Source organism: Mesorhizobium sp. B2-4-15, from assembly GCF_006658505.1.
In the GTDB taxonomy this organism is placed as follows: domain Bacteria; phylum Pseudomonadota; class Alphaproteobacteria; order Rhizobiales; family Rhizobiaceae; genus Mesorhizobium.
Window position 1 is genome coordinate 119222 of sequence record NZ_VFUZ01000005.1, and the last position, 24690, is coordinate 143911.

Sequence of the window (24690 nt, forward strand, 5' to 3'; positions counted from 1 at the left end):
TTGTTTTGCCGCGCCGACGCGAAGCGTCGCCCCTTTCGGGCGATCACTCAACTGATATCTCGACATGGCAGCCGTTGCGTCTTTGCATGCGTCAGGACGCCGGCCAGCCCGAAACGATCGCGTCCCACAGCAGATGCTCACCGACGGTTGGGCGCTGCTCGTGATGCGTGAGCTTGTGCAGCCAGAAACCATCAAAAAGGGAGTGATGGGTGGCCTCCTCGAACGGTTCGAAGAGCCGCCACTGCAATTCGTGCGGCCGGTCCGCGCCAACCTGCGGCATGCGCAGGAAGTCGCGCCGCAACGGGCGGTGCAGCAGGAGCGAGGCTTCGAAGTGGTAGGGGAACATGAAGTAGTCGTGCAGGGCGTCGTACTTCTTCCAGTAGTCGGCGAGGCCGTGCAGCACCGTCTCGACCAGCGGGTGCCCCTTGCGGGCATGAATGAACCAGGTTTCCACAAGCCGCGGATGGCGATTGGTCTCGCGCAGAATGTAGAAATCCTCGCGCTCGATTTCGGGCGGCACCGGCTGCCGGAGCAGGATGGTGGCATCGAGCCATGTTCCTCCGCGCCGGGAGAGCAGGCTCAGGCGAATGAAATTGGAGAAATGCTGGCTGTTCATCAGCCCGCGCCGCCGCTTGTCCCAGACATGGCCGGGCAAATCGATATGGCCCTCCACGGTCTTGTCGTCGAGCACGACAAGGTCGCGCGAACCCTTGTGGCGCGCGACCGAGCGCAGGCATGCCTTGACCAGTGGCGGGGCCTGGTCGGCGCCTTGCGCCCAGTATTGCCAGATCGGACCGAGGCCGCCGGTCGGCGTGCTGGCGGAGCACCAATGCGAATGATCGACCGCCACGCGCCGGGCGCGCCGCTTCTTCTTTCGCGCGAGCGTCATGCAAAGCTTCGCCGCGGTCTTCCTCACGGGCCAAGGCAGCTCAGGCGAGGATGCCGCCCAACGCAATGGTGCGAGATGAGGAAATGTCAGCGGATCGCGAAAGGACGCCTGTTCCTTGAAAAATGACATGGCCGGCCGATGGTTGAGACACGCCTTTAGAGCGGTTCAGCATTTGTTAGAATCGCTGACCCGCTCCAGCTCTCTGTTTCTACGCTGACGCAGCCGACACTCAGTCGACCGAGATTTCGATGACGCGCGGCAGTCCCGTTGCCCGGGCGTGCTTCAGCGCCTGCGGCAAGGCGTCGATATTTCCCAGCCGTTCGGCACCGATGCCATAGGCCTCGGCCAGCTTGCAGAAATCCGGCGGCGCCGGCGACACGCCGACGGGTTCCACGCCGACATCGAGCATCGAGGTCTCGATCTCGCGATAGCCTCTGTTGTTCCAGACCACGAAGATGACCGGCGCCTGGGCGTCGAGCGCCGCACCAAGTTCGGGCAGCGTGAACTGGAACCCGCCGTCGCCAGTCAGGCAGACAATTGGTGCATCGGGCATGGCAAGGGCTGCACCGATGGCCGCCGGTGGGCCATAACCAAGCGCGCCGAAGCCGGTGGCGGCGTTGAACCAGCCGCCCGGCCGGTCGTGATCGTAGTAGAGGTTGGCGGCATAGATCGGCTGCGTCGAATCGCCGACGACGATCGCGCCCGGCAAGGCGTCACGGATCATTTCCACGGCATGCACCTGCGCCACATAGGCGGGGCTCAGCTCGGCAAAAGCCCCCTTCCGTGCCTCGGCTGCGCGCCCCTCGCCGTCCGGCGCGGCGGTATGATCTGCGCCGATCGCGGTGAGCAGGGCCTCGATCGCCTCGGCACAATCGGCCTGGATGGCGACCGTCACCGGACGCCGCGCGAGCTGGTCGGCGCCGATGTCGATGCGGATCAGATTGGAAGGCAGCACAAAGCCGCCATCGCCATAGCCGTCATAGTCGGTCGGGCCGAACTCCGTGCCGGCGGCAATCACCAGATCGGCCTCGGCCATCAGTGCACGAACCGCCTTCAGGCTGGGACTTGCCGGCACGCAGAGCGGGTGGCGGTGCAGCAGGCCACGCGCATTCGTGGTCTCGACCACCGGCGCGCCGAGTCTTTCGGCCAGGCGTTGCAGCGCCGCCTCGGCCCGCTTGGCGCCGCCGCCGGCCAGGATCAGCGGGCGGCGCGCGGCGGCGATGAGTTTGGCAGCGCTGGCAATTGCCTCGCCGTCCGGAGCAGGCGGCGCCGCATTGCTCAGCAGTGCCGCGATGTCGTCCACCGGCTTGACCATGACATCGGTCGGGATCTCGATATGCACCGGGCCCGGTCGCGACGATGAAAACAGGGCGAAGGCCTGGGCCAGCGCGCCCGGCAATTCGCTGGCCTCGGTGATGCGCTGCGACAAAAGCGCCACCTTCTCCATCATGCCACGCTGATCTGGCAGTTCGTGCAGGAAGCCAAGCCCCTTGCCCAGCGTCGGCATGGCGTTGACACCCGAGATGACCAGCATCGGCACCGAATCGGCGCGCGCCTGGCCCATGGCGGTAAGGGTGTTGGTCAAGCCCGGGCCGGTGATGACGAAGGCGACACCCGGCCTGCCGCTGGCGCGGGCATAGCCGTCGGCCATGAAGCCGGCGCCCTGTTCGTGGCGCGGCGTGACATGGCGGATTTTCGAGCGCGCCAGCCCACGGTAGAGCTCGACCGTGTGGACGCCTGGAATGCCGAAGACCGTGTCGACGCCATGGGCTTCAAGCAGCGTGATGAGGGCTTCGCCGAGTGTGGTCATTGGTTTTCTCCCCTTTCCGGCGCGAGGCCGAGCTCGGCCTCGATAGATTTGATGCCAATCGTCGCCAATTCGCCAGGCGAGAACATTTCGCCAGCCAGGCAGCCTTCCACCCAGAGCCCGTCGATGATCGCGTTAATCGCAATGGCGTGATGGCGCAGCTGGCTTGCGTCCGGCTCGCGCTGTTCGGCGGCGAGCACCTCGGCCACGACGGCTTCCACCTCGTTGCGAAAGCCAAGGTAACCTTCGCGGTGGGCGCGAGCCAGGCTCGGGTCCGAACCGGCGCGGCCGATGAAGGTTGCCCAGAGCGAAAACACCCGCGCATCGATGATTGGCGCATTGAGGTTGGCTGTGACGAAAGCCGCAAGGCGTTTGCGCGGCGAGGCATCTTCCATGACCAACGCCGCTTTCGCCTGCTCGGTCATGCGGCCCATCAGCGCTGCATAGGCTTCCTGCAGCAATTCTTCCTTACTGGGGAAATAGTGCCGGATCAGCCCGGCGGTGACGCCGGCGCGCAATGCGATGGTGCGCAAGGTGGCGCCCTCCAAGCCGTGTTCCGCCACGCTATTCAGGGTCGCTTCGATCAAATCCTGCCGCCGTCGCTCCTCGCCCTCGCGACGGAACTTGCGGCGGGACGGCGTATTCATTGGCGCAAGATCGGCCGCGTCAGGCATGTTGGCCCGCCTTCGCAGGCGATGCAGAGTGCATCCGCCTCGAAGATTTCTACGGTGCAGCCGGCAGCCTCCATGGCGGCTTTGGTCTTGGGAAAGCCTGCAACGGCAATGACCTTGTGCGGGCTGGTCGGCAGCACGTTCAGGCTGAGGCCGTTGGAGGCGCCAAACTCTCCGGCATCACCCTCGACCAGCCGGATGCCGCGCGCCTTCAGCATTTGATAGAAGGTGGCCGGCAAAAGCGGTGAATAGACCAGTGCGAGGTCGTCGGCCAGCGGGCTGATCACCGACATCAGATGCAGGCACGCCTCTTCCCCTTGCCACAGCGGCAGGTCAAAGCCGTAGACTGAAATGCCCAGCGGCGTCAGCAGGTTGGAAACCTGCTGGATGCCTTCCTGGTTGGAGCGGACACCGCGCCCGATCGCCAGCGTGCGAGCATCCACCCATACACAATCACCGCCTTCGACCTGGCCGGGAGCCTCGACGCGGCCGAGGATCGGAATGCCCAGTCTTCCGTAGGTTTCCTCATGCAGCGAGGGCTCGCTGGCGCGCAAGGGCTTGCCCATGGACAGAATAAGCGCGCCGCGGTCGGTCATCAGCGATGGGTCGTGCGTGAACACCGAATCCGAAAGGCCATCGGCCTTGTCCTCGATCCATTCGATTTCAGCGCCGGAAGTCGCCACCAGTTCAGCAAGGACGGCGTGCTGCAATGCCGCTTTCGCCGGATTGAATCCCGGGCCATAGTGCCAGGCAGCCCCGTCGGCGTTGCGCATGGCGTTGGCCGCCGACCGCATCAGAACGCGTCGCAGCGGCGCCGCCATGGACTGTGATCCGAAAGCGTTCATCGAAGCCCTTTTAGCTGAAAAAAATGAAGAAAATTTCATGGAGCGCTATTTATACACTTGCACAACAAGCTCGCAAGTGCCGTAATGAGCGGGATTGACGGGCTCGCGCTGTTGGGTCCATGCTGAGGTCTAGAGCGGGGCAGTACAGCGTATGTTGATTAGCCGGGTAGACGTTCGACAAATTGCCGTCGACCAGATGAAGGTCACCCGGTGAGCGCGGTGAGAGTTGCCGCAATCTCATCCGGCGAGGTGCTTAATGGCGCCGCTGAAGCTATCCATGTCGAGAACCTGCACAAGAAGTTCGGTGAACTGCATGTGCTGAAGGGCGTGTCGCTGTCGGCACGCGATGGCGAGGTGATCGCCATCATCGGCGGTTCCGGCTCCGGCAAATCGACGCTGCTGCGCTGCATCAACTGCCTGGAAAACCCGACCAGCGGCATCATTCGCGTCAATGGCGAGGAGATCAAGCTGAAGGCGGACAGCCACGGCCACACCGTTCCGGCCGACCGCAAGCAGATCGAGCGCATCCGCTCCAAGCTCGGCATGGTGTTCCAGAACTTCAATCTGTGGAGCCACATGACGCTGATCGAGAACGTCATCGAGGTTCCGGTGCATGTGCTGGGGGTCAAGCGAGACGAAGCGATCTCACAGGCCGAAAAACTGCTGGCGCGCGTCGGGCTCGCCGAAAAGCGCGACGTCTATCCGGCCTATTTGTCGGGCGGCCAGCAGCAGCGCGCCGCGATCGCCCGCGCTCTGGCCATCAATCCGCGCGTCATGCTGTTCGACGAGCCGACCTCGGCGCTCGACCCGGAACTGGTCGGCGAGGTGCTGAAGGTTATCGGCGACCTGGCGCGCGAAGGCCGCACCATGGTGCTGGTCACCCACGAGATGAAGTTCGCCCGCGAGGTCGCGACCCACGTCGTCTACCTCTACAACGGGCTGGTCGAGGAAGAAGGCCCGCCGGAGCAGATCTTCGGCGCGCCGAAATCCGAAAGGCTCAAGCAGTTCATCCGCAACATCGGCTAGGAAAGCCGGGACGGAAGAAAACCGGGAACCAACAACAAACTGGGAGTTGTAAAAATGAAGACTGTTCTGAAGACATTCGCCGCTGCGCTGCTGCTCGGCGTCGCCGCCATGGGCGTGGCCAAGGCCGATCCGGTCAAGATCGGCGTCGCCGCGGAGCCCTATCCGCCCTTCACCTCGCCTGATGCCTCGGGCAAATGGGTGGGCTGGGAGATCGACTTCATCGACGCCGTATGCGCCGAGGAAAAGCTCGACTGCGTCATCACGCCTGTCGCCTGGGACGGTATCATCCCGGCGCTGACGACCAAGAAGATCGACCTCATCGTCTCGTCGATGTCGATCACCGGCGAACGCAAGAAGACCATCGACTTCTCGGACAAGTATTACAACACGCCGACGGCGATCATCGGACCGAAAGACCAGAAATTCGGCGCCACGCCGGACGACCTCAAGGGCAAGGTGCTCGGCGTCCAGGTGTCGACCGTGCACGCCGTCTACGCCAAGAAGCACTTCGGCGGCACGGCTTCCGAGATCAAGGAATACCAGACCCAGGACGAAGCCAACAATGACCTTGCCGCGGGCCGCCTCGACGCGGTGCAGGCCGATTCCATTGCGCTCGGCGAATTCCTCAAATCCGACCAGGGCAAGGCCTGCTGCGACCTGAAGGGCATGGTGGCTCCGGACGATGAAGTGCTCGGACCAGGCGTCGGCGCGGGCGTGCGCAAGGAAGACACCGACCTGAAGGAAAAGATCAACGCCGGCATCAAGGCCATCCGCAGCAACGGCAAGTATGACGAAATCTCGAAGAAATACTTCAATTTCGACATTTACGGCGGCTCGCCACAGTCGAACTAAAGACCCTCGCACGAGCGGAGGGCATGACCGAAGAGCCATGCCCTCCGCCCTACCTTTCCCACGCATGCATGCCGCCGGCCGCTGGCGCCGGCGGATAGAGCCAGCACTCCGGGGGCGAAGCTGATCGACGCGTTTCTTTCGGCCTCGGCGGCCGGTATCATCGAACTCCTCTCGCCCGCGCCCGTCGGCTGGGGCGGGACCCTCATGCTCGGGCTGCTGCATTCGCTCGAGATCGCCGTCGGGGCCACTTGCGTTGGACTTTTGATCGGCATCTGTGGCGCCTATGGCAAGCTCTACGGCGGCCCGGTGGTGCGCGATCTGCTGGCCGTCTATACGACCATCGTGCGCGCCGTGCCCGAACTGGTGCTGATCCTGCTGCTCTACTACGCCGGCACCGACCTGATAAACCAGGTGCTGACGGCGATGGGCTATCAGCGGATAGACATCAGCGGACTGGTGGCCGGCATCGCCGTGCTCGGCTTCGTCCAGGGCGCCTATTCGACCGAGGTGATGCGCGGCGCCATCCTCGCCATTCCGCAGGGTCAGATCGAAGCCGCGCGCGCCTATGGCATGTCCCCCGGTCTTCTGCTGCGGCGCATCACATTGCCGGCGATGCTGCCTTTCGCCATACCCGGCCTTGCCAATCTGTGGCTGATCGCCACCAAGGATACCGCCCTGCTGGCCGTCGTCGGCTTCTTCGAGCTGACACTGGCGACGCGGCAGGCGGCGGGCGTGACCAAGGCTTATCTGATATTCTATCTCGCGGCGGGTGTGCTCTATCTGGCGGTATCGCTGTTCTCGAACCTGATGCTAGGCCGCCTCGAGGCCTGGTCGAGGCGTGGCATGCCTTCGGTCAAGGACGCGCGCTGATGGCCAGCGAAGCGACCGTCATCAATATGGTGGCGCGCACATCGCTGTGGCTGCAGCCGCATCGCATCGTGCTGATCCTGGTCGCGCTGGGGCTGGTGCTGTCGGCTGTCTTCTTCATGCGCTGGGACTGGTTGCCGCAATATTATGAAATGGGCTTACTCGGCATCTGGCGCTCGCTGTGGATCCTGGCCCTTACCTGCGCGCTCGGCTTTCTGATCGCCGTACCGGTCGGGCTGGCACAGGCCGCCGGTTCGTTCTGGTTCTCGGCACCCGCCAAGGTCTTCTGCACCATCATTCGTGGCACGCCGCTGCTTCTGCAATTGTGGCTGCTCTACTACGGATTAGGCTCGCTGTTTCCGCAATATCCGTGGATTCGCGAGTCCTGGATGTGGCCTTATCTCAGGCAGGCATGGCCGTATGGCGTGCTGGCGTTGACCCTATCCTTCGCCGGTTATGAGGGCGAAGTGATGCGCGGTGCCTTTGCCGGGGTGCCCAAGGGCCAGCTGGAAGCCGCCCGCGCGTTCGGCATGAGCCGCTGGAAGATCTTCCGGCGCATCTGGCTGCCACAGGCCTTCTACCGGGCGCTGCCGACGCTGACCGGCGAAACCGTGCTGCAGTTGAAGTCGACGCCGCTGGTTGCGACCATCAGCGTGATCGACATATTCGCCGTCTCGTCGAAGGTGCGGCAGGACACGTATCTCACCTATGAACCCTTGCTTCTCCTGGCGTTGATCTACATGACGATCACCGGCATTCTCGTCTTCACCTTCGGCAAGATCGAGGCGCGGATTCCGAACAAGATCGGATAGGTGTTAGGGGGTGGTCGGTAGTGAGTAGCTGGCTCCGCTACCGACTACCGGCTACTGACTATCCCTAAGCACCACTCACCAGAGGCAACGACGATGCAACTCAGTCTCGACCAGGCAACAGGATTGTGCCGGATGGCGGCGCTCGGCGCCGGCGCCAACGAAGAAGCCGCGCAATCGCTCGCGGCGTCCATCGTCGCTGCCGAGGCGGAAGGACTTGCCAACGTCGGCCTGACGCATTTCATCGACTATCTCGAAGCGCTCGAGGCCGGCCGCATCGACGGCAATGCCGATCCGGTCATCACCAGGCCGGCGCTGGCCGTTTATCTGTCCGACGCGCGTGGCGGATTGGCGCATACGGGCTTCGACCGCACGATCGACGATCTTGCCAAGGCGGCACGACTGTTCGGTGTCGCCATCTTTTCGCAGAAGAACGCCTATACATGCGGCGCGCTCGGCTACTTCACCGGCCGGCTGGCCGCACAGGGACTGGTATCGTTCGCGGCCACCAACGGCCCGGCCGTGCTTGCTGGTTCCGGCTCGGTCAAACCAGTCTATTGCACCAATCCGATGTCGTTTGCCGCGCCCGCCGCCGATGGCGCGCCGCTGGTCATCGACCAGTCGTCGAGCGCCACCGCCTTCGTCAACATCCGCAAGGCGGCCGAAGACGGCAAGAAAATCCCTGAAGGCTGGGCGCTGGACGCCAGCGGCAACCCGACCACCGATCCGGCGGCCGCCATGAAGGGCGCCATGCTGGCCTTCGGCGGCCAGCGCGGCGCCAACATCGCGCTGATGGTCGAAGTGCTGGCGGCCGGCCTGTCGGGGGCCAACTGGTCGCTCGACGCGCCATGGTTCAGCGGCGGCCCGGACAGTCCCGGAACCGGCCTGTTCGTGCTTGCCGTCGAGCCGAAGCTGCTCGATCCGGATTTCGAACAGCGGATGAAGGGCCAACTCGACCGTCTTCGCCGCCGCTACGGCGTGCATGTGCCGGGGCGGGCCCGGGCCGAGGCGGCCGAGAAGGCACAGGCACGCGGCATCACCGCGCCCAAGGCGGTGGTGCAGCGCATTTCCGAATTCGCCGAGCGCTATTCGGCCTGAATTCCAGCGAACGAATGCCCGGACCGGTGCTGTGCCTTTGCGACGGTGCCTTCGCCTGGCCGTCCAAGGATATTCGAACTGCATGGCGACAAAGTCGGCCGTGCGCGCGCCGTATCGAGCCAGAGACCAGCCACGCGCCACCCGATCTCATCGCGGAGGAAAGCGGCTTCGGCGATGTCGGGCGCATGCGCCGGGCTTTCCCGAGAAGCTTTGGCCAGCCCCGCAGGCGCTCGGACGCGCGGCGGCTGGCGTGACCGTGTCGTAGTCATTGAACCAGAAAGCCAACTGCCGATGGTGTGCGGTTTTTTCCGCACCGCTGAACCTTTCCGACTGTCGCGGCGACACATGCCTGTCCGGGTCGGGTTTGCCCGGCCGGTGCCTTCAGGTCGAATGTGTCCAGGGCTGGGGCGGGCGTGCTTGCTTCACGCCGTCTTGATGCCGTCTCAGGTCAGGCCGCCTCGTTGGACCCTGTTTTCGGCGCGGACGTCACCCGGAAAACCCCGCTTCGGCGGGGTTTTCTGCGTTCCTGGAACTGCTCGAAAAACAAGGGGGACAGCGACGACGCGTCGCCCTTTGCCTTTGGCGCAAAACGGACTATGAAACGGCTTCAGCCAAGCCATCTGGAAAAATGCGCCGGAGCCCACCATGACAGAAATCCTGCAGACCCCAAAGCTCGTCGTCGTCTTCGGCGGGTCAGGCTTTGTCGGCCGCCATGTCGTGCGGGCGCTGGCCAAGCGCGGCTATCGTATCCGGGTCGCCTGCCGGCGGCCAGATCTTGCCGGCCACCTGCAGCCGCTCGGCAATGTCGGCCAGATCCAGCCGGTGCAGGCCAATGTGCGCGTGCGCTGGTCGGTCGACCGCGCCGTGCAAGGTGCCGACCATGTCGTTAATCTCGTCGCCATCCTGCATGAAAGCGGCCGGCAGAAATTCTCCGCCGTGCATGAGTTCGGCGCCCGCGCCATTGCCGAGGCCGCGCGCTCCGTTGGCGCCGGGTTCACCCATATTTCGGCGCTTGGGGCCGATGCGAACTCCGAATCGAACTACGCGCGCACCAAGGCACTTGGCGAGAAGGCCGTGCTGGAGACAATCAACGACGCCGTGATCTTCCGGCCGTCGATCAATTTCGGGCCGGAAGACAGTTTCTTCAACCGCTTCGCCGGCATGGCGCGCTATTCGCCGGTGCTGCCGCTGATCGGCGGTGGCCGGACCAAGTTCCAGCCGGTCTATGTCGGCGACGTCGCCGAAGCGGTGGCGCGCTCGGTCGACGGCAAGGTCGATGGCGGCCATATCTACGAGCTTGGCGGCCCCAATGTGCTCACCTTCAAGGAGTGCATGCAGGAGCTGCTCAGCGTGATCGAGCGCAGGCGCCTGCTGGTGCCGGTGCCGTGGTGGGTGGCCAACATCCAGGCTTCGATCCTCGGGCTCTTGCCCAACCCGCTGCTGACCAAGGACCAGGTGATGCAGTTGCGCGAGCACAACGTCGTTTCGGAAACCGCGGCCAAGGCCAATCGGACATTGGCGGGACTTGGCATCCAGCCGCAATCGATCGCGACGATCCTGCCGAGCTATCTCTGGCGCTTCCGCGCCGCCGGCCAGTTCCAGCAACGCAGGCCCGCCGTATAATTTCCTGAGAGGTCCTACCTCTCAATGACGGCCTCTCAATGATGGCGAGCTGTGACCTGCATGGGCAAGCCGCCTTGCGGTTGCGTCGTCAGCTTCTGCACCGGCCAGGGCTTGGTCTCAGCCGTGGCATCGAAGCGGAAGCGTGACAAAAGGATGGCGAGCGCGATGATCGCCTCCTGCATGGCGAAACTGGCGCCGATACAGACGCGCGGCCCCGCGCCAAACGGCAGATACTGGAAGCGATCGATCTTTTCACGGTTTCCCGGGTGGAAGCGCTCGGGCAGGAAGGCATCGGGCCGGTCCCACAGCTTCCTGTGACGATGGACGACCCAGGGCATGACCAGCACGGCCGCATATTTGGGGATGTAAAGATCGTTCCACATCTCCGGCACGATCGGCTCGCGGTTGATGGAGGGCGCCGGCGGATAGAGCCTGAGTGCCTCGTCGAAGGCGGCGCGTGTCAACGGCATGGCGTCGAGCCACTTCGTCGGATCGGATTCGCGCGCCAGCACCTGGTCGATCTCCTGCTCGACCCGGTCGCGCTCCCAAGGCGATTGGGCAAGGCAATAAAGCGTCCAGCCAAGAGCGCGCGCGGTCGTCTCATGGCCGGCACCGATGAAGGTGATGATGTTGTCCTCGACTTCCGAGCGCGTCAGCCCCTCCGGGCCCTCGGCCTTGAGCAGCAGAGTCAGGAAATCCTGCGGCGCGGCATCGGGATCGCGCCTGACCTTCTCTTCGCGCATCTTGACCGTGTCGGTGACGATCTTGCGGAAATAGGCCATGGTCTTGCGGCCGCGGATGCGGGTCAGCCGAGGCAGCCAGTCGGGCGCGCGCAGCAGGTCGAGGGGGTCGACGCGTCCCATGGTCTCGAACAGGCGGTCGATCTCATTGGCAAAACTGCCCGGCTCTCCTGATATCTCGCCTGAGAACAGCGTCTCGGCCAGGATGTCATAGGTGAGCAGCGTCATGTCATGGGCGATATCGGACGTGCCGCCCGCTTCGTAGCGCGTGACGAACTCCAGCGTACGCTTGAGCATCGGCTGAGCGAAGCCGAAGATGTGGCGTGGCGTGAACACGGGCGCCATCGCCTTGCGTGACCGCCTCCAGACCTCGCCCTCGGCGGTCAGCAGGCCATCACGCAGGATCGGCCGCAGGATCTTCTGGCGCACCGTGGCCATCCTGTAGTTCTTGGCATTGTCGACCAGCACGTGGCGGATGAGACCGGGATCGTTGGCAATGACCAGCGGCCCGCCGACGCCGTTCACCGAAATCCACGGTTCGTTGTAGGTCGGCTCGCCCCACAGTTCGAGCGGATTGCGGTAGACGATGCGGATCAACTCCAGCGTCGAAGGCGGCGACGTGCGCGGCTTTGGCGCGGGAGGAACGAAGGGGGCGGGCTGAGTGTCCATGAAAGGCTCCGCTATCGCCGTTAATGTAGTGACTGGCAATCCGGGCGTCCATGTGACTGAACGGCAGACCGAACCGCGGCAGCAGGAGACGCGAAGGCAGACAGTCCGTTCATCCGATCGTGACCATTCCGCCAAAGGTCCTACCTTGTCCGCCGGAATGCTGTGCCGTAGGGACAGCCACCAATACCGCCAAACTAAGGAGCCCGCCTTGAAGCACCAGTTGAACATCGTCATCGGCAGCACGAGACCCGGTCGTGCCGGCCCGGTTTTTGCCGAGTGGCTGGAGAGATTCGCGCGCGAGCACGGGAAATTCGCGCCAGTACTGACCGACATTGCCGCGTTCAAGCTGCCGGTGCTGGATGAGCCGCATCATCCGAGGCTTGGCAACTACCAGAACGACCACACCAAGGCCTGGTCGAAGGCGATCGACGCCGCCGACGCCTTTGTCTTCGTGGCGCCGGAATACAATTATTTCGCGGCACCCGCGATCGTCAACGCGATCGACTACCTGGCGCGTGAATGGAAATACAAGCCTGCCGCCATTTTCAGCTATGGCGGCGTCTCCGGCGGTCTGCGCGCGGCGCAGGCCCTGAAGCCGCTGCTGACCTCGGTGGGCATCATGCCGATCCCGGAAGGCGTCGCGCTGCCGATGTACCAGAAATTGCTTGATGAGAACGGCGCCTTCAACGCCAGTGAACAGGTGGCTGGCGGCGCCAGGACGATGCTGGACGAGCTGCTGCGCTGGAGCGAGGCGTTGCAACCGATGCGCGCCGGCTGACCTGACGCTGGAGCTCGGCCGGGCCGGGCGGCTGGCGCCGCGCTGGAAGTTCATGATCACGTTTCTCGGCGACCGTGTGGCCAAGGCGAAATAGAGCCCAGCGGGAGCCGGCCCAGCACAGCCGGCTCATCCCCGGGGAAATGCCCGCAAACCTTGGAAAAACCGCCTTTAGCGCCTATATCTAGGCTATATCAGACGCGCGATTCGGGGGCGATTTTTCGCGTTGCGCTAGCGGCCTCTAGACAACAGGTTTTCATGAGCGATCAAACTGAGAACGCCAACGGCGCTGAAGCCGAATACGGCGCCGATTCCATCAAGGTTTTGAAGGGCTTGGACGCCGTTCGCAAACGTCCCGGCATGTATATTGGCGACACGGACGACGGTTCGGGCCTGCACCACATGGTCTATGAGGTGGTGGACAACGCCATCGACGAGGCGCTGGCCGGCCATGCCGACCTCGTTTCGGTGACGCTCAATCCGGATGGTTCGGTCACCGTCATCGACAATGGCCGCGGCATTCCCACCGATATCCATCCCAGCGAGGGCATTTCGGCGGCCGAAGTAATCATGACGCAGCTGCATGCCGGCGGCAAATTCGACCAGAACTCCTACAAGGTGTCGGGCGGCCTGCACGGCGTCGGCGTCTCGGTGGTCAACGCGCTGTCGGCCTGGCTGAAGCTCAAGATCCGCCGCAACGGCCAGATCTACGAGATGAGCTTCACGCATGGCAACGCCGACGCGCCACTGAAGGCGACCGGCAGCTACGAGCAGGACAAGCGCCCAGGCACCAATGAGGGCCGCAGCGGCAGCGAGATCACGTTCTTTCCGTCGGCCGAGACCTTCACCATGGTCGAGTTCGACTTTGGCACGCTGGAGCATCGGCTGCGTGAGCTCGCCTTCCTCAATTCGGGCGTGCGCATCGTTCTGACCGATGCCCGCCATGCCGACGTCGTGCGCCATGAACTGCACTATGATGGTGGCCTCGAAGAGTTCGTCAAATATCTCGACCGGGTCAAGAAGCCGCTGATCGAGAAGCCGATCGCCATCCGGGCCGAGCGCGACGGCATCACCGTCGAAGTGGCGATGTGGTGGAACGACAGCTACCACGAGAACGTGCTGGCCTTCACCAACAACATCCCGCAGCGCGACGGCGGCACCCATCTCGCCGGCTTCCGTGGCGCGCTGACCCGTCAGATCACCGGTTATGGCGAATCCTCGGGCCTGACCAAGAAGGAAAAGGTCTCGTTGACCGGCGACGATTGCCGCGAAGGCTTGACGGCCGTGCTGTCGGTCAAGGTTCCCGATCCGAAATTCTCCTCGCAGACCAAGGACAAGCTGGTTTCCTCGGAAGTCCGCCCGGTGGTCGAAGGACTGGTCAACGAGGCGCTGGGCACCTGGCTGGAGGAGCATCCGACCGAGGGCAAGGTGGTGGTCGAGAAGGTGATCCAGGCCGCGGCGGCGCGCGAAGCCGCGCGCAAGGCCCGCGACATCACCCGCAAGACCTCGCTGGGCGTCACCTCCCTGCCCGGCAAGCTGGCCGACTGCCAGGAGCGCGACCCGGCAAAATCGGAAATCTTCATCGTCGAGGGTGACTCGGCGGGCGGCTCGGCCAAGGGCGGCCGCTCGCGCCAGAACCAGGCCATCCTGCCCCTGCGCGGCAAGATCCTCAACGTCGAGCGCGCGCGCTTCGATCGGATGCTGAGCTCCGACATGATCGGCACGCTGATCACCGCGCTCGGCACCTCGATCGGCAAGGACGAGTTCAACGCCGACAAGCTGCGCTATCACAAGATCATCCTGATGACCGACGCCGACGTCGACGGCGCCCATATCAGGACCTTGCTGCTCACCTTCTTCTTCCGGCAGATGCCGGAGCTGATCGAGCGCGGCCATCTCTACATCGCCCAGCCGCCGCTCTACAAGGTGACGCGCGGCAAGAGCTCGCAATACATCAAGAATGAGAGCGCCTTCGAGGAATTCCTGATCGATTCAGGCTTGGAGGAGGCCTCGCTTACGCTCGGCTCGGGCGAGGTGCGGATCGGGCAGGATCTGCATGGTGCCGTCGACGACGCGCTGGCAGTGCGCCAGCTCATCAACGGCCTGCACACGCGCTACAACCGCAACGTCGTCGAGCAGGCGGCGATCGCCGGCGGGCTCAACCCCGAAATCTTCAATGACCTTGCCCGCGCCAACGCCATGGCGGAGCGGATCGCACAACGTCTCGACATCATCGCCGAGGACACGGAGCGCGGCTGGACCGGCCGCATGTCGACCTCCAATGAGGGCAGCGGCGGCTATGTGTTCGAACGCACGGTGCGCAGCGTCAAGGAATACGCCCATCTCGACATGGCGCTGATCAATTCGGCCGACGCCCGCCAGCTCGACCGCTACGCGCAGCGTCTCAGCGAAGTCTATGGGACGCCGCCGGTGCTGCGCCGCAAGGATGTCGCCGAAACCGTTTCGGGACCGCTGGCGCTGCTCAACGCCGTCTTTGCGACAGGCCGCAAGGGACTGACCATGCAGCGCTACAAGGGTCTCGGCGAGATGAACGCCGAGCAGCTCTGGGAGACCACGCTCGACCCGAACGTTCGCTCGCTGCTGCAGGTCAAGGTCAACGACGCGACGGACGCCGACAGCCTGTTCTCCCGGCTGATGGGCGATGAAGTCGAGCCTAGACGTGAATTCATCCAGGACAACGCGCTGTCGGTGGCCAATCTGGATATCTAGGATCTATCCTTGTCTTTTAAGACCGGCGCACCAGGTGCGCCGATCTTCTTTCGGACGCCAACCAAACATTTCATAAGCCACTGGAACGGAAGACCATCCGGGACATTGTGACACCATCGATCACGATTTCTCAGGAGGCATTCATGGGTCGCGGCATTCTGCTCTGGTTGCTTGGGGTTCCTATCCCGATCATCATCCTCATCATGCTGTTCGCGCGATAGGAGGCCGTCATGCAGTCCACCCTGTCGGCTGTCGATGTTCCCGTTTCGACCGAATCCTCCGCCTCGGCGATCAGCTGGGGTCCGATCATCGCCGGGGCTTTCGCGGCGTCGACGTTGAGCTTCATATTGATGCTGCTCGGCTCCGGGCTAGGGCTGACCATGGTTTCGCCCTGGTCTGGCTCAGGCGCCTCGATCACCACTTTCGCGGTCTCGACCGCGGTCTGGCTGGTTGTGGTGCAATGGCTGTCATCGGGCGTCGGCGGCTATCTCGCGGGACGGATGCGCACCAAATGGGTCGATATCCACACGGACGAGGTGTTCTTTCGTGACACCGCACATGGATTCCTGGCCTGGGCACTGGCAACGCTGCTCGTCGTCGGGGTGCTTGGCTCGGCGCTGACATCGATGCTGGGCTCGGGCGTGCAGGCAGCGTCAACGGTGGTATCGGGTGCTGCGATGGGTGCATCGGCCGGAGCCGCCGGCAATGCCGGCTCGGCATCCGCCGACAATGCGACCTCCTATTTCGTGGATTCGCTGTTCCGCCCGGCCGATCCGAGCAAGCTCGCCGCCGCCAATCCACAGAACGACGCGGCCGCCGCATCGCAGGCGTCGCGCATCCTGATCGCCAGCGCCGCGGCGGGCGAAATTTCGGCCGACGACAAGACCTATCTGTCGCAGCTGGTCGCGGCCCGCACCGGCCTGTCCGAGGCCGACGCCAAGGCAAGGGTCGATGCGATCCTGGCGAAGGCCCAGGACGCTAAGGTCAAGGCCAAGCAGGCGGCGGACACCGCCAGGAAGGCAAGTGCCACCTTCGCGCTGCTGGGAGCGTTGTCGCTGGTTGTCGGCGCCTTCATCGCCAGCGCTGCGGCGGCTTTGGGCGGCAGGCAGCGCGACGAGGAGGAAGCGGTTTTCCTGACCAGCCGCTGAGCGTCCGTTCTCAACCCAAGACAAGAGGAAGCCCGGCGTCGAGCCGGGCTTTCCGTACCTATGCTTTGTGCCTTTCGCCGGTCGCCTGAGATCAGTGATCCATGGCCTTGACGATTTCCTCGGTCATCTTCTTGGCGTCGCCGAGCAGCATCATGGTGCCGTCCTTGTAGAACAGCGTGTTGTCGATGCCGGCATAGCCGGAGCCGAGCGACCGCTTGACGAACAGGCAGGTGCGCGCCTTGTCAACGTCGAGGATGGGCATGCCGTAGATCGGCGACGACTTGTCGTCGCGCGCGGACGGATTGGTGACGTCGTTGGCGCCGATGACATAGGCGACGTCGGCCTGCGCGAATTCGGAGTTGATATCCTCCAACTCGAACACCTCGTCGTAAGGCACGTTGGCCTCGGCGAGCAGCACGTTCATATGGCCGGGCATGCGGCCGGCGACCGGGTGGATGGCGTATTTGACGTCGACGCCATTGGCCTTGAGCTTGTCGGCCATTTCACGCAGCGCGTGCTGCGCCTGCGCGACCGCCATGCCATAGCCGGGCACGATGATCACCTTCTGGGCGTTCATCATCAGGTAGGCGGCGTCGTCGGCCGAGCCCTGCTTGACCGTGCGCTCGATGCCGTCGTCAGCTGCCGCCGCCGTTTCGCCGCCGAAGCCGCCGAGGATGACCGAGATGAAGGACCGGTTCATGCCCTTGCACATGATGTAGGACAGGATCGCGCCGGACGAACCGACCAGCGCGCCGGTGATGATCAGCGCCAGATTGCCCAGCGTAAAGCCGAGCGCCGCAGCGGCCCAGCCCGAGTAAGAATTCAGCATCGACACGACGACGGGCATGTCGGCGCCGCCGATCGGGATGATCAGCAGCACGCCCAGTACCAGCGAGGCGGCGACGATCAGCCAGAAGACCAGCTTCGATTCCGTGGTGACCAGAAGCACGATCAGCACGACCAGCGCTATGCCGAGTGCGGCGTTGATGAAATGGCGGCCGCCGATCATGATCGGCTTGCCGGACATGCGGCCATCGAGCTTGAGGAAGGCGATGACCGAGCCCGTGAAGGTGATGGCGCCGATAGCCACACCCAGGCTCATCTCGACCAGCGCCTGGGCATGGATGTCGCCTGCCGTGCCGATGCCAAAGCTTTCCGGTGCATAGATCGCCGCGGCCGCCACCATGACGGCGGCGAGGCCGACGAGCGAGTGGAAGGCAGCGACCAACTGCGGCATCGAGGTCATGGCGATGCGGCGCGCGGTAACGGCGCCGACACCGCCGCCAATGGCGAGGCCGAGCACGATGAGGCCGAAGCGGCCGGCGGAAGGGGTTGCCAGCGCCAGCGTGGTGGCGAGGGCGATGCCCATGCCGATCATGCCGTAGAGATTGCCCTGGCGGCTGGTGGTCGGGTGCGACAGGCCGCGCAGCGCCAGAATGAACAGGATGCCCGAGACCAGATAGAGGAAGGAAGCGAGATTGACGGTCACGTCACTTGTCCTTCTTCTTGTACATGGCCAGCATGCGCTGGGTGACGAGGAAGCCGCCGAAGATGTTGACCGAGACCAGCATCAGCGCGACGAAGCCGAAACCGGCGGCAACGCCGGAAGCGGCGATGCCGACAGCGAGCAGCGCGCCGACGACAATGACCGACGAGATGGCGTTGGTGACGGCCATCAGCGGCGTGTGCAGCGCCGGCGTCACCGACCAGACGACGTAGTAGCCGACGAAGATCGCCAGCACGAAGATGGCGAAGCGGAAGACGAAGGGATCGATCGCGCCGCCGGAGAGCGCATGCGCGGCATTGCCCGCCGCATCGGCGCCGCCTGGAGCGTTTGCCAGGTTCTGCACCGCCAGCCGGACGGCGGCGCTTGCCTGGTCGAGCTGGTCGAGGGCTTTCTGCAGGGTCTGATCCATCACGCTGTGCCTTTCGACTTGGGCGACTTGGACGCGGGCGACTTGGATGCGGCGGTTTTCCTGGGTGCGGACTTTTTCGGCGATGCCGAAGCGTCGGCGACCATGGTTGTGGCGGGGATCGCGGCCGGCTCGACATAAGGCTGCTGGTCGGCCTTGGCGAAGGCCGCATGGACGACCTTGCCGCCATCGGTCAGCATCGTTGCCTTGACCAGTTCATCGTCGCGCCTGATGGCGAGCGTCTTGCTCGTCTTGTCGACCAGCGTCTCGAGAAAGGCGAACAGGTTCCTGGCATAAAGCAGCGAGGCGGAGGCGGCGACGCGGCCGGGCACATTGAGGTGTCCAACGATCTTGACCCCATTGGCCGTGGTCACCACCTTGCCGGCTTCGGCGCCCTCGACATTGCCGCCGCGCTCGACGGCGAGATCGACGAGCACCGAGCCCGGCTTCATCGAGGCGACCATCGCCGCCGACACCAGCTTGGGCGCCGGCCGGCCGGGGATGAGCGCCGTGGTGATGACGATGTCCTGCTTGGCGATGTGCTCGGCGGTGAGCGCGGCCTGCTTGGCCTGGTATTCCTTGGACATTTCCTTGGCATAGCCGCCGGCGGTTTCGGCGGCCTTGAACTCGTCATCCTCGACGGCCAGGAATTTTGCGCCGAGCGAGGCGACCTGTTCCTTGGCGGCGGGGCGCACATCGGTGGCGGTGACGACCGCACCCAGGCGGCGCGCCGTGGCGATCGCCTGCAGGCCGGCGACGCCGACACCCATGATGAAGACTTTGGCCGCCGGCACCGTGCCTGCCGCCGTCATCATCATCGGCAAGGCACGATCATATTCCGAGGCGCCGTCGATCACCGCCTGGTAGCCGGCAAGATTGGCCTGCGAGGACAAAACGTCCATCGATTGCGCCCGGGTGATGCGCGGCATGAACTCCATCGAGAAGGCTGTGACGCCGGCCTTGGCCAGGGCGGCGACAGCGGCATCATTGCCGTAGGGATCCATGATGGCGATGACGGCGGCGCCGGATTTGTAGCTCTTCAGCTCGGCATCCGTCGGCCGGCGAACCTTCAGCACGACATCGGCCCTGACGACATCCTCGGCCTTGCCGATGGCAGCCCCTGCCTTGGCAAACTCTTCGTCGGGGATGCGCGACCTGGTACCGGCGCCGGTTTCGACAACCACATCGAAGCCCAGCCCCGCAAGCCGTTTCACCGTATCGGGCGAGGCCGCGACACGCGGCTCGTTCGCATCGAGCTCACGAGGGATGAAAACCGTCTGTCCCACCGCATGATCCTTTCGGCTGGAACCTGTCTGCGCAAGCTGTCGGCCGGCGCGTCCGGCGACGTTAAGGCAAGAGGGTTTTGGAAAGTCTACCGCAGAATGAAGGCGCCGACGGCCATGATCAGGATGAACAGGATGGTCGCCGAGAAGAAGCCGCCCGCGAAGAAGCCGAAAGCCATCGCGATGAGAAGGCCAAGGCAGAAAAGCGATCCGTATTTGGCCAGCATGAGAAAGCCCGCATAGGTGCGGTCATGCTCGGCATAGTCCATCTTCGCGCCCAGCTCTACAGGACCGGTCGGCGTGTGATCAGCCATAGGAATACCCCTTCGAAGACATCTTTCAGGCACATAGCGAAAAGCCGGGCGGAGAGCAATGGCGCTATTGCCGCATTGGGGCCGATAACTGCCTCAAGGGAAAGTTGAAGATCGCCGGCCGATCCGTTGCCTGGGCGCTCTGCCGTCACCGGTCATCAGCATCATGTGTGAATCCCGTTGAACCAGCTGTGAGAATTTGGCGGTTTCTGACGGCGTCGCGAGGGATTATCGTCGCCGGATGAACACCCCCAGGTTGAAGCGCCATGATCACGCCCAGACAGACATTTGACTGGAACGGCGCGACCATCGCGTGGGGGACAGCCGGCTCTGGTCCTCCGATCGTGCTCGTGCACGGTACGCCGTTCTCCTCGCATGTCTGGCATCGCATCGCACCCGAACTGGCGCGCGGCCATACGCTGTATTTCTACGATCTTCCCGGATATGGGCGATCCGAGAAACGGGAAGGCCAGGATGTTTCGCTGGGCATCCAGAACAAAGCGCTGACGGCGATGCTGGACTTCTGGAGGCTCGACCGGCCCAAAATCATCGCCCATGATTTCGGCGGCGCCACGGCGTTGCGCGCGCATCTGATCGACGGCCGCGACTATGACAGACTGCTGCTGATCGACCCGGTGGCGGTGCGGCCCTGGGGCTCGCCCTTTGTCCAGCATGTCCGGCAGCATGAGGCCGCCTTCGCCGGAGTGCCGGACTACATACAGGTGGCGATCCTGAAAGCGTATGTTTCGGGCGCCGCGGCCAGGCCTTTGCCGGACCTTGACCTGGAACCCTACATCGCACCGTGGAGAGGCCCGACTGGCCAGCCGGCCTTCTATCGTCAGATCGCGCAGATGGACCAGCGCTTCACCGACGAGGTCGAACCGCTTTACCAGAAGTTCCGCTGCCCGGTGAGCTTGCTGTGGGGAGAGGAAGACCGCTGGATATCACCGGATAGCGGCGCGAAGCTCGCGGCCATGCTGCCGGATTGCACGTTGACGCTTGTTCCAGGCTCCGGCCATCTCATGCAGGAAGACGCACCAGAGGCGATCGTCGGCGCAGCCCGGCGCTTCTTCGCCGGCTGACAGCTTGCTTCAGCTGGCAAGGTGCGGGAAAAGCCCGAGCAATCCAACGACGATCAGGTAGAGCGCGACGATGTAGTTCAACAGCCGTGGCATGATGAGGATCAGCACGCCGGCGATCAGCGAGATAAGCGGCGTAAGCGCGAGCTGGGAAATATGCATGTCCTGGTCCTTTCCTGAGGCGATGGCCCCCAACTTGCGGTGGTGCCGCCACCTACAACGCTATCAGGCCTGGAAAGCTCCATCGCGATCCATACTGCCCAAAAAGCGGCCTGGTCCGGGCCGGCGAGATGGGGGAGGCAAGCGGCCCGAAGACCGCATCAGGCTGCTTCGAAATACTTGGCGGTGGGCAAGATGGTCAGCGGCGCCAATTCGCCTCTCTTGGGACGTTGGAACAGCATGCGTTGCTCGAATGCCGTGGAGTTGAAGAATGGAAAGCGATCCAGCGTCGCCTGCATGTTCTCGGAGCATTTCGACTGGAACAGATGCACGGGCACGGTAAGTCCGGGATAATTTCGCGGAGGCACCGCTTGCTCCGACCGGAAGATGCGATGATAGAAGGCGGAATGCTCTTCCTTGATCGCCGTCAGGCAATAGGTCGGCTTGAAATGGCTGCAGGCAACCACCGCCAGCCTGAGGGTGACATACGGCAGCACGCGCAGACTGCTGGACCACTCAAGATCGGCGGCGAACCGGCTCGGGTCGACGAAAGTCTCGCCAGCCGCCAGGCGCCGCGCCAGCACGTCGCCAAAAACATCGGTGCTGGGCGAGACAGGATATCTTGCGCTGGCGTAGTGGATTCTGATGGTGCTGACGAGCGCGCCATCGAAGAAAACGCCAAAGCGATAGGAATTGGGCAGGTCGTCGAAGTCGTCTTTCACCATGCGGGAGGCATCCGGCTTCACCATGCCGGCGTGAATGTAGGAGTTGTAGCGAAGCCTGTAGATCGCCTCAAGATCCTCGGCACCATCGCAAAGGCGATACTCCACATGCTCCAGAACATCCATGATGTGGTCTGAGAACACCGAGGGGCGATTCTTGTCCCTGCCCGTAGCCGCCGCAACGGGTGTACCCAACAACTTGTTTTCCATTTTGTCCTCGCACTGCCGCACAACGACAATAGCGAAGCACAGTGGAAACCAGAAGCAAAATTCCGAGCGTTTTCGTTTACCCTAAATTAACGTTAACAAATGGTAAATTGCACCTACGGGGAGAAGCTGAGCTCGATGGCTGGATTTCAGGTGGCGGCGCGCTTTGCAGCCGGCTGCAATTCCGCGGCAAAGGGCCAGGTCGCATTGGACATGGTTTCGATGCCCGACGCGCTGAGCGCCGCGCCGAACAGGAAGCCCTGAACAAGATCCGGCTTCACCGAATGCAGCAGGATCTTGAGCTGCTCGAACGTCTCCACGCCTTCGATGGTGACCGTGAGGCCCAGGATACGGGTCAGGTTGACGACGCCCTTCAACAGCTCGAGCGAGCGTGGATTCTGGGTGACGTCCATCACGAACGAGCGGTCGATCTTGATCTTGTCGAGGGGCAGCTTGTGGAGGTAGCTCAGGCTTGAATAGCCGGTGCCGAAATCGTCGAGGGCGATGCGCACGCCGAGGTGTTTCAGTTCCTCGATATATTGCCGCGTCTGGGACTTGTCGTCGAGCAGGGCGGTTTCGGTGACTTCGATTTCGAGCCGGCCGGCGGCGAGCCCGGAAGCGTCAAGCGCATCGCGGACCTTGCGGATGACGTCGCCGTTGCGGAAATCCCTGGCGGAAAGGTTGACCGAGACGCTGGTCTGGTCGGGCCATTTGGCGCATTCGGCGCAGGCCGCCTGGAGTACGAAGGTGCTGATCTCGGAGATGATGCCCATCTCCTCGGCCAGCGGAATGAAGACGCCGGGCGAAATCGGCCCAAGATCGGGATGGTCCCAGCGGCACAGCGCCTCGCAGCTGGCGATGCGCATGGTGTTCATCGCCACGATCGGCTGATAGACGACCCGCAGGCCCTTGCTTTCCACGGCGGTGCGCAAATCCGCCTTCATCAGCTGACGGTTGCGGAATGCGGCATCCATGGCGGCCTCGAACAGCCGCCAGCCGTTCTTGCCGAGCTCCTTGGCCTTGTAAAGCGCCAAGTCCGCCTTGACGATCATGGCATCGACATCGGTTTCTTCGACTTTGGACAGCACCGCGCCGGCGCTGGCCTGGATCCGCAACCCATGGCCCGCAACGTCGACCTCGCCCTGCAGGTCGGCGAAAATCTGGTCGAGCAGGCTGGCCAGGTGGCTTTCGTCCTCGATACGATCGAAGAACATCATGAATTCGTCACCGCCGAAACGGCTGACGGTGATGCCGCGCCCGGCGATGGCCGCGAGCCGCTCGGCGACGGCATAGATCAGGCCATCGCCGACGGGATGGCCGAGGGTGTCGTTGACGCTCTTGAAATCGTCAAGGTCGACCACGGCCAGGCCGCACAGGCGATCACGTTCGCCGGAGGCCATCGATTCACCGACCAGCTCGTGGAAATAGGCGCGGTTTGGCAGGCCGGTGAGGTTGTCGTAGCGCGCCATGAAACGGATCTTGTCCTCCGCCTCGACACGCGCCGTGACGTCTTCAAAGGTGATGACGCCCAATTCCTGGTTGCCTTCGCGGGCAGAGAACTCGAAGTGCTGACCATTGGAAAAGGAAACCAGCACCTTGCGGTCGCGGCCCTCGCGCAGGGCACGCGTCAGCTGCGCCTCGACATAGCGGCAGTCCTTCGGCGCCAGCATGCCGCCGGCAACGCCGCGCAGCAGCAGTGAATGAATCGACCGTCCCAGCAATTGGTCCGGCGATTTGAGCGACATCAGACGGGCGGCCTCGGCGTTGCCGACGACCACCTTGCCGTCGGGCCCGAGCATGACCAGGCCATGCGACATGGTGTTGAGGGCGCGGTTGAAGCGCTGCGCGATCTGCCGCGCCTGCTTGTGTCCGACGACGGCCGAAAACAACACGTTGCGGACGTGGTCGGCGCTGCCCTTGATGATGAACATGAAGGGGATGATCAGCAGGCCAAGCACGACGTGGGGGATGTCGAACCGGAGAATGAGCGCCGCGGCGATCGGCCCGACGAAGGTGACCGCGAAGATCATGACCATGCGAGGCGAGCCGTAGTTTCGGCCGACCACGGTCACCAGGGAGGCCAGCGTTACCGACAGCGCCCCGATCTCGGCATAGGAGTCCGAGTAGACATAGATGGAAATGAAGCAAAACAACCCCAGCAACGACCCTTGAAGGCTGCCCTTCAGGATGTATTCGCGCTCCCACTTCGTTGCTTCGGCCGCGTCGCGCATCTCGCCGCCCGAGCGATGGAACCGCCGCAGGCTGAAGTAGCGCCAGACGCCGATGCCGAGCAGCGCCCCGGCCAGAGCCAGGAAAATAGGCTGGCCGTTGCGCCAGTAGACCATGAGGCTGATTACAGCGTGGCAAAGCGCGCCGATGACCAGCATATGCGCGTTGTCGAACAACGAGCGCACAAACTGGATATAGACATCCACTGGGATGTTATCGGTTTTTGTTTTGCCCATTA

The 24690-nt window shown here is 63.6% G+C and carries 22 protein-coding genes; 10 read left to right on the forward strand and 12 right to left on the reverse strand.

The window, feature by feature from the left end:
- Positions 1-91: 91 nt before the first annotated feature.
- The 4 genes from FJ930_RS08355 to FJ930_RS08370 all read right to left on the reverse strand — a co-directional run bounded on the left by FJ930_RS08355 (position 92) and on the right by FJ930_RS08370 (position 4212).
- Positions 92-889 (reverse strand): capsular polysaccharide synthesis protein, encoded by a 798-nt coding sequence (locus tag FJ930_RS08355; protein WP_181763315.1) that lies wholly within the window; start codon positions 887-889, stop codon positions 92-94.
- Between the two features lie 229 nt (positions 890-1118).
- Positions 1119-2699, reverse strand: a complete 1581-nt coding sequence (locus FJ930_RS08360; protein ID WP_141836718.1) for a 5-guanidino-2-oxopentanoate decarboxylase — start codon at positions 2697-2699, stop codon at positions 1119-1121.
- Entirely contained in the window at positions 2696-3343 is a 648-nt protein-coding gene (locus FJ930_RS08365) for a TetR family transcriptional regulator C-terminal domain-containing protein (RefSeq protein WP_181763316.1), read from the reverse strand. The genes FJ930_RS08360 and FJ930_RS08365 overlap by 4 nt, the downstream gene beginning before the upstream one ends.
- Positions 3340-4212, reverse strand: a complete 873-nt coding sequence (locus FJ930_RS08370) for a dimethylarginine dimethylaminohydrolase family protein (RefSeq protein WP_141836722.1) — start codon at positions 4210-4212, stop codon at positions 3340-3342. The genes FJ930_RS08365 and FJ930_RS08370 overlap by 4 nt, the downstream gene beginning before the upstream one ends.
- A gap of 210 nt (positions 4213-4422) precedes the next feature.
- Between FJ930_RS08370 and FJ930_RS08375 the strand changes: the two genes are divergently transcribed.
- From FJ930_RS08375 to FJ930_RS08400, 6 genes are all read left to right on the forward strand, one after another.
- The gene (locus FJ930_RS08375) at positions 4423-5238 is read left to right on the forward strand and encodes an ABC transporter ATP-binding protein (RefSeq protein ID WP_141836724.1); all 816 of its coding nucleotides are present in this window, start codon (positions 4423-4425) and stop codon (positions 5236-5238) included.
- Between the two features lie 54 nt (positions 5239-5292).
- Positions 5293-6090: a transporter substrate-binding domain-containing protein gene (locus FJ930_RS08380; RefSeq protein ID WP_141836726.1), complete on the forward strand. Its 798-nt coding sequence runs from the start codon at positions 5293-5295 to the stop codon at positions 6088-6090.
- Positions 6091-6294: 204 nt separating this feature from the next.
- Complete coding sequence (locus tag FJ930_RS08385; protein ID WP_140606851.1) at positions 6295-6960, forward strand: ABC transporter permease; 666 nt, start codon at positions 6295-6297, stop codon at positions 6958-6960.
- Positions 6960-7769 (forward strand): ABC transporter permease, encoded by an 810-nt coding sequence (locus FJ930_RS08390; protein WP_141836728.1) that lies wholly within the window; start codon positions 6960-6962, stop codon positions 7767-7769. Before FJ930_RS08385 ends, FJ930_RS08390 begins: the two co-directional genes overlap by 1 nt.
- Before the next feature lie 93 nt (positions 7770-7862).
- Entirely contained in the window at positions 7863-8864 is a 1002-nt protein-coding gene (locus FJ930_RS08395; RefSeq protein ID WP_141836729.1) for an Ldh family oxidoreductase, read from the forward strand.
- A gap of 645 nt (positions 8865-9509) precedes the next feature.
- Positions 9510-10487 (forward strand): complex I NDUFA9 subunit family protein, encoded by a 978-nt coding sequence (locus FJ930_RS08400; RefSeq protein WP_141836730.1) that lies wholly within the window; start codon positions 9510-9512, stop codon positions 10485-10487.
- A 35-nt stretch (positions 10488-10522) separates the two neighbouring features.
- Here the strand turns inward: FJ930_RS08400 and FJ930_RS08405 are convergent, their stop codons facing one another.
- Positions 10523-11896 (reverse strand): cytochrome P450, encoded by a 1374-nt coding sequence (locus FJ930_RS08405; protein WP_141836732.1) that lies wholly within the window; start codon positions 11894-11896, stop codon positions 10523-10525.
- Between the two features lie 208 nt (positions 11897-12104).
- On the opposite strand from FJ930_RS08405, the gene FJ930_RS08410 reads away from it, so the two are divergent.
- The 3 genes from FJ930_RS08410 (at position 12105) to FJ930_RS08420 (ending at position 16549) form a co-directional block, all read left to right on the forward strand.
- A complete protein-coding gene (locus FJ930_RS08410; protein WP_141836734.1) occupies positions 12105-12674 on the forward strand; it encodes an NADPH-dependent FMN reductase in 570 nt (189 codons plus the stop codon).
- Positions 12675-12929: 255 nt separating this feature from the next.
- The gene (gene gyrB / locus FJ930_RS08415) at positions 12930-15401 is read left to right on the forward strand and encodes a DNA topoisomerase (ATP-hydrolyzing) subunit B (protein WP_141836736.1); all 2472 of its coding nucleotides are present in this window, start codon (positions 12930-12932) and stop codon (positions 15399-15401) included.
- A gap of 230 nt (positions 15402-15631) precedes the next feature.
- Entirely contained in the window at positions 15632-16549 is a 918-nt protein-coding gene (locus tag FJ930_RS08420; RefSeq protein WP_141836738.1) for a hypothetical protein, read from the forward strand.
- A gap of 91 nt (positions 16550-16640) precedes the next feature.
- Here the strand turns inward: FJ930_RS08420 and FJ930_RS08425 are convergent, their stop codons facing one another.
- From FJ930_RS08425 to FJ930_RS08440, 4 genes are all read right to left on the reverse strand, one after another.
- Positions 16641-18038, reverse strand: coding sequence for an NAD(P)(+) transhydrogenase (Re/Si-specific) subunit beta (locus FJ930_RS08425; protein ID WP_141836740.1), 1398 nt, complete (start codon positions 18036-18038; stop codon positions 16641-16643).
- A 1-nt stretch (position 18039) separates the two neighbouring features.
- Complete coding sequence (locus FJ930_RS08430) at positions 18040-18468, reverse strand: proton-translocating transhydrogenase family protein (RefSeq protein WP_171026131.1); 429 nt, start codon at positions 18466-18468, stop codon at positions 18040-18042.
- Positions 18465-19748, reverse strand: a complete 1284-nt coding sequence (locus FJ930_RS08435; protein ID WP_141836742.1) for a Re/Si-specific NAD(P)(+) transhydrogenase subunit alpha — start codon at positions 19746-19748, stop codon at positions 18465-18467. Before FJ930_RS08435 ends, FJ930_RS08430 begins: the two co-directional genes overlap by 4 nt.
- 86 nt (positions 19749-19834) lie before the next feature.
- Entirely contained in the window at positions 19835-20059 is a 225-nt protein-coding gene (locus tag FJ930_RS08440; protein ID WP_140606760.1) for an aa3-type cytochrome c oxidase subunit IV, read from the reverse strand.
- Positions 20060-20322: 263 nt separating this feature from the next.
- Here FJ930_RS08440 and FJ930_RS08445 point away from each other — a divergent pair, with 263 nt between their 5' ends.
- Positions 20323-21138 (forward strand): alpha/beta hydrolase, encoded by an 816-nt coding sequence (locus FJ930_RS08445; RefSeq protein ID WP_141836743.1) that lies wholly within the window; start codon positions 20323-20325, stop codon positions 21136-21138.
- Positions 21139-21147: 9 nt separating this feature from the next.
- Here the strand turns inward: FJ930_RS08445 and FJ930_RS08450 are convergent, their stop codons facing one another.
- From FJ930_RS08450 to FJ930_RS08460, 3 genes are all read right to left on the reverse strand, one after another.
- Positions 21148-21297, reverse strand: coding sequence for a DUF3096 domain-containing protein (locus FJ930_RS08450; protein WP_140606758.1), 150 nt, complete (start codon positions 21295-21297; stop codon positions 21148-21150).
- Between the two features lie 158 nt (positions 21298-21455).
- The gene (locus tag FJ930_RS08455; RefSeq protein WP_141836744.1) at positions 21456-22226 is read right to left on the reverse strand and encodes a hypothetical protein; all 771 of its coding nucleotides are present in this window, start codon (positions 22224-22226) and stop codon (positions 21456-21458) included.
- 146 nt (positions 22227-22372) lie between these two features.
- Positions 22373-24688: an EAL domain-containing protein gene (locus FJ930_RS08460; protein WP_141836745.1), complete on the reverse strand. Its 2316-nt coding sequence runs from the start codon at positions 24686-24688 to the stop codon at positions 22373-22375.
- Positions 24689-24690 lie beyond the last annotated feature (2 nt).

Bases quoted from the DNA above. Each gene is read 5' to 3' on its own strand.
- FJ930_RS08355 (WP_181763315.1), bottom strand. From the start codon at position 889: ATGACGCTCGCGCGAAAGAAGAAGCGGCGCGCCCGGCGCGTGGCGGTC.
- FJ930_RS08360 (WP_141836718.1), bottom strand. From the start codon at position 2,699: ATGACCACACTCGGCGAAGCCCTCATCACGCTGCTTGAAGCCCATGGC.
- FJ930_RS08365 (WP_181763316.1), bottom strand. From the start codon at position 3,343: ATGAATACGCCGTCCCGCCGCAAGTTCCGTCGCGAGGGCGAGGAGCGA.
- FJ930_RS08370 (WP_141836722.1), bottom strand. From the start codon at position 4,212: ATGAACGCTTTCGGATCACAGTCCATGGCGGCGCCGCTGCGACGCGTT.
- FJ930_RS08380 (WP_141836726.1), top strand. From the start codon at position 5,293: ATGAAGACTGTTCTGAAGACATTCGCCGCTGCGCTGCTGCTCGGCGTC.
- FJ930_RS08385 (WP_140606851.1), top strand. From the start codon at position 6,295: ATGCTCGGGCTGCTGCATTCGCTCGAGATCGCCGTCGGGGCCACTTGC.
- FJ930_RS08390 (WP_141836728.1), top strand. From the start codon at position 6,960: ATGGCCAGCGAAGCGACCGTCATCAATATGGTGGCGCGCACATCGCTG.
- FJ930_RS08395 (WP_141836729.1), top strand. From the start codon at position 7,863: ATGCAACTCAGTCTCGACCAGGCAACAGGATTGTGCCGGATGGCGGCG.
- FJ930_RS08400 (WP_141836730.1), top strand. From the start codon at position 9,510: ATGACAGAAATCCTGCAGACCCCAAAGCTCGTCGTCGTCTTCGGCGGG.
- FJ930_RS08405 (WP_141836732.1), bottom strand. From the start codon at position 11,896: ATGGACACTCAGCCCGCCCCCTTCGTTCCTCCCGCGCCAAAGCCGCGC.
- gyrB (WP_141836736.1), top strand. From the start codon at position 12,930: ATGAGCGATCAAACTGAGAACGCCAACGGCGCTGAAGCCGAATACGGC.
- FJ930_RS08420 (WP_141836738.1), top strand. From the start codon at position 15,632: ATGCAGTCCACCCTGTCGGCTGTCGATGTTCCCGTTTCGACCGAATCC.
- FJ930_RS08440 (WP_140606760.1), bottom strand. From the start codon at position 20,059: ATGGCTGATCACACGCCGACCGGTCCTGTAGAGCTGGGCGCGAAGATG.
- FJ930_RS08445 (WP_141836743.1), top strand. From the start codon at position 20,323: ATGATCACGCCCAGACAGACATTTGACTGGAACGGCGCGACCATCGCG.
- FJ930_RS08450 (WP_140606758.1), bottom strand. From the start codon at position 21,297: ATGCATATTTCCCAGCTCGCGCTTACGCCGCTTATCTCGCTGATCGCC.
- FJ930_RS08455 (WP_141836744.1), bottom strand. From the start codon at position 22,226: ATGGAAAACAAGTTGTTGGGTACACCCGTTGCGGCGGCTACGGGCAGG.
- FJ930_RS08460 (WP_141836745.1), bottom strand. From the start codon at position 24,688: ATGGGCAAAACAAAAACCGATAACATCCCAGTGGATGTCTATATCCAG.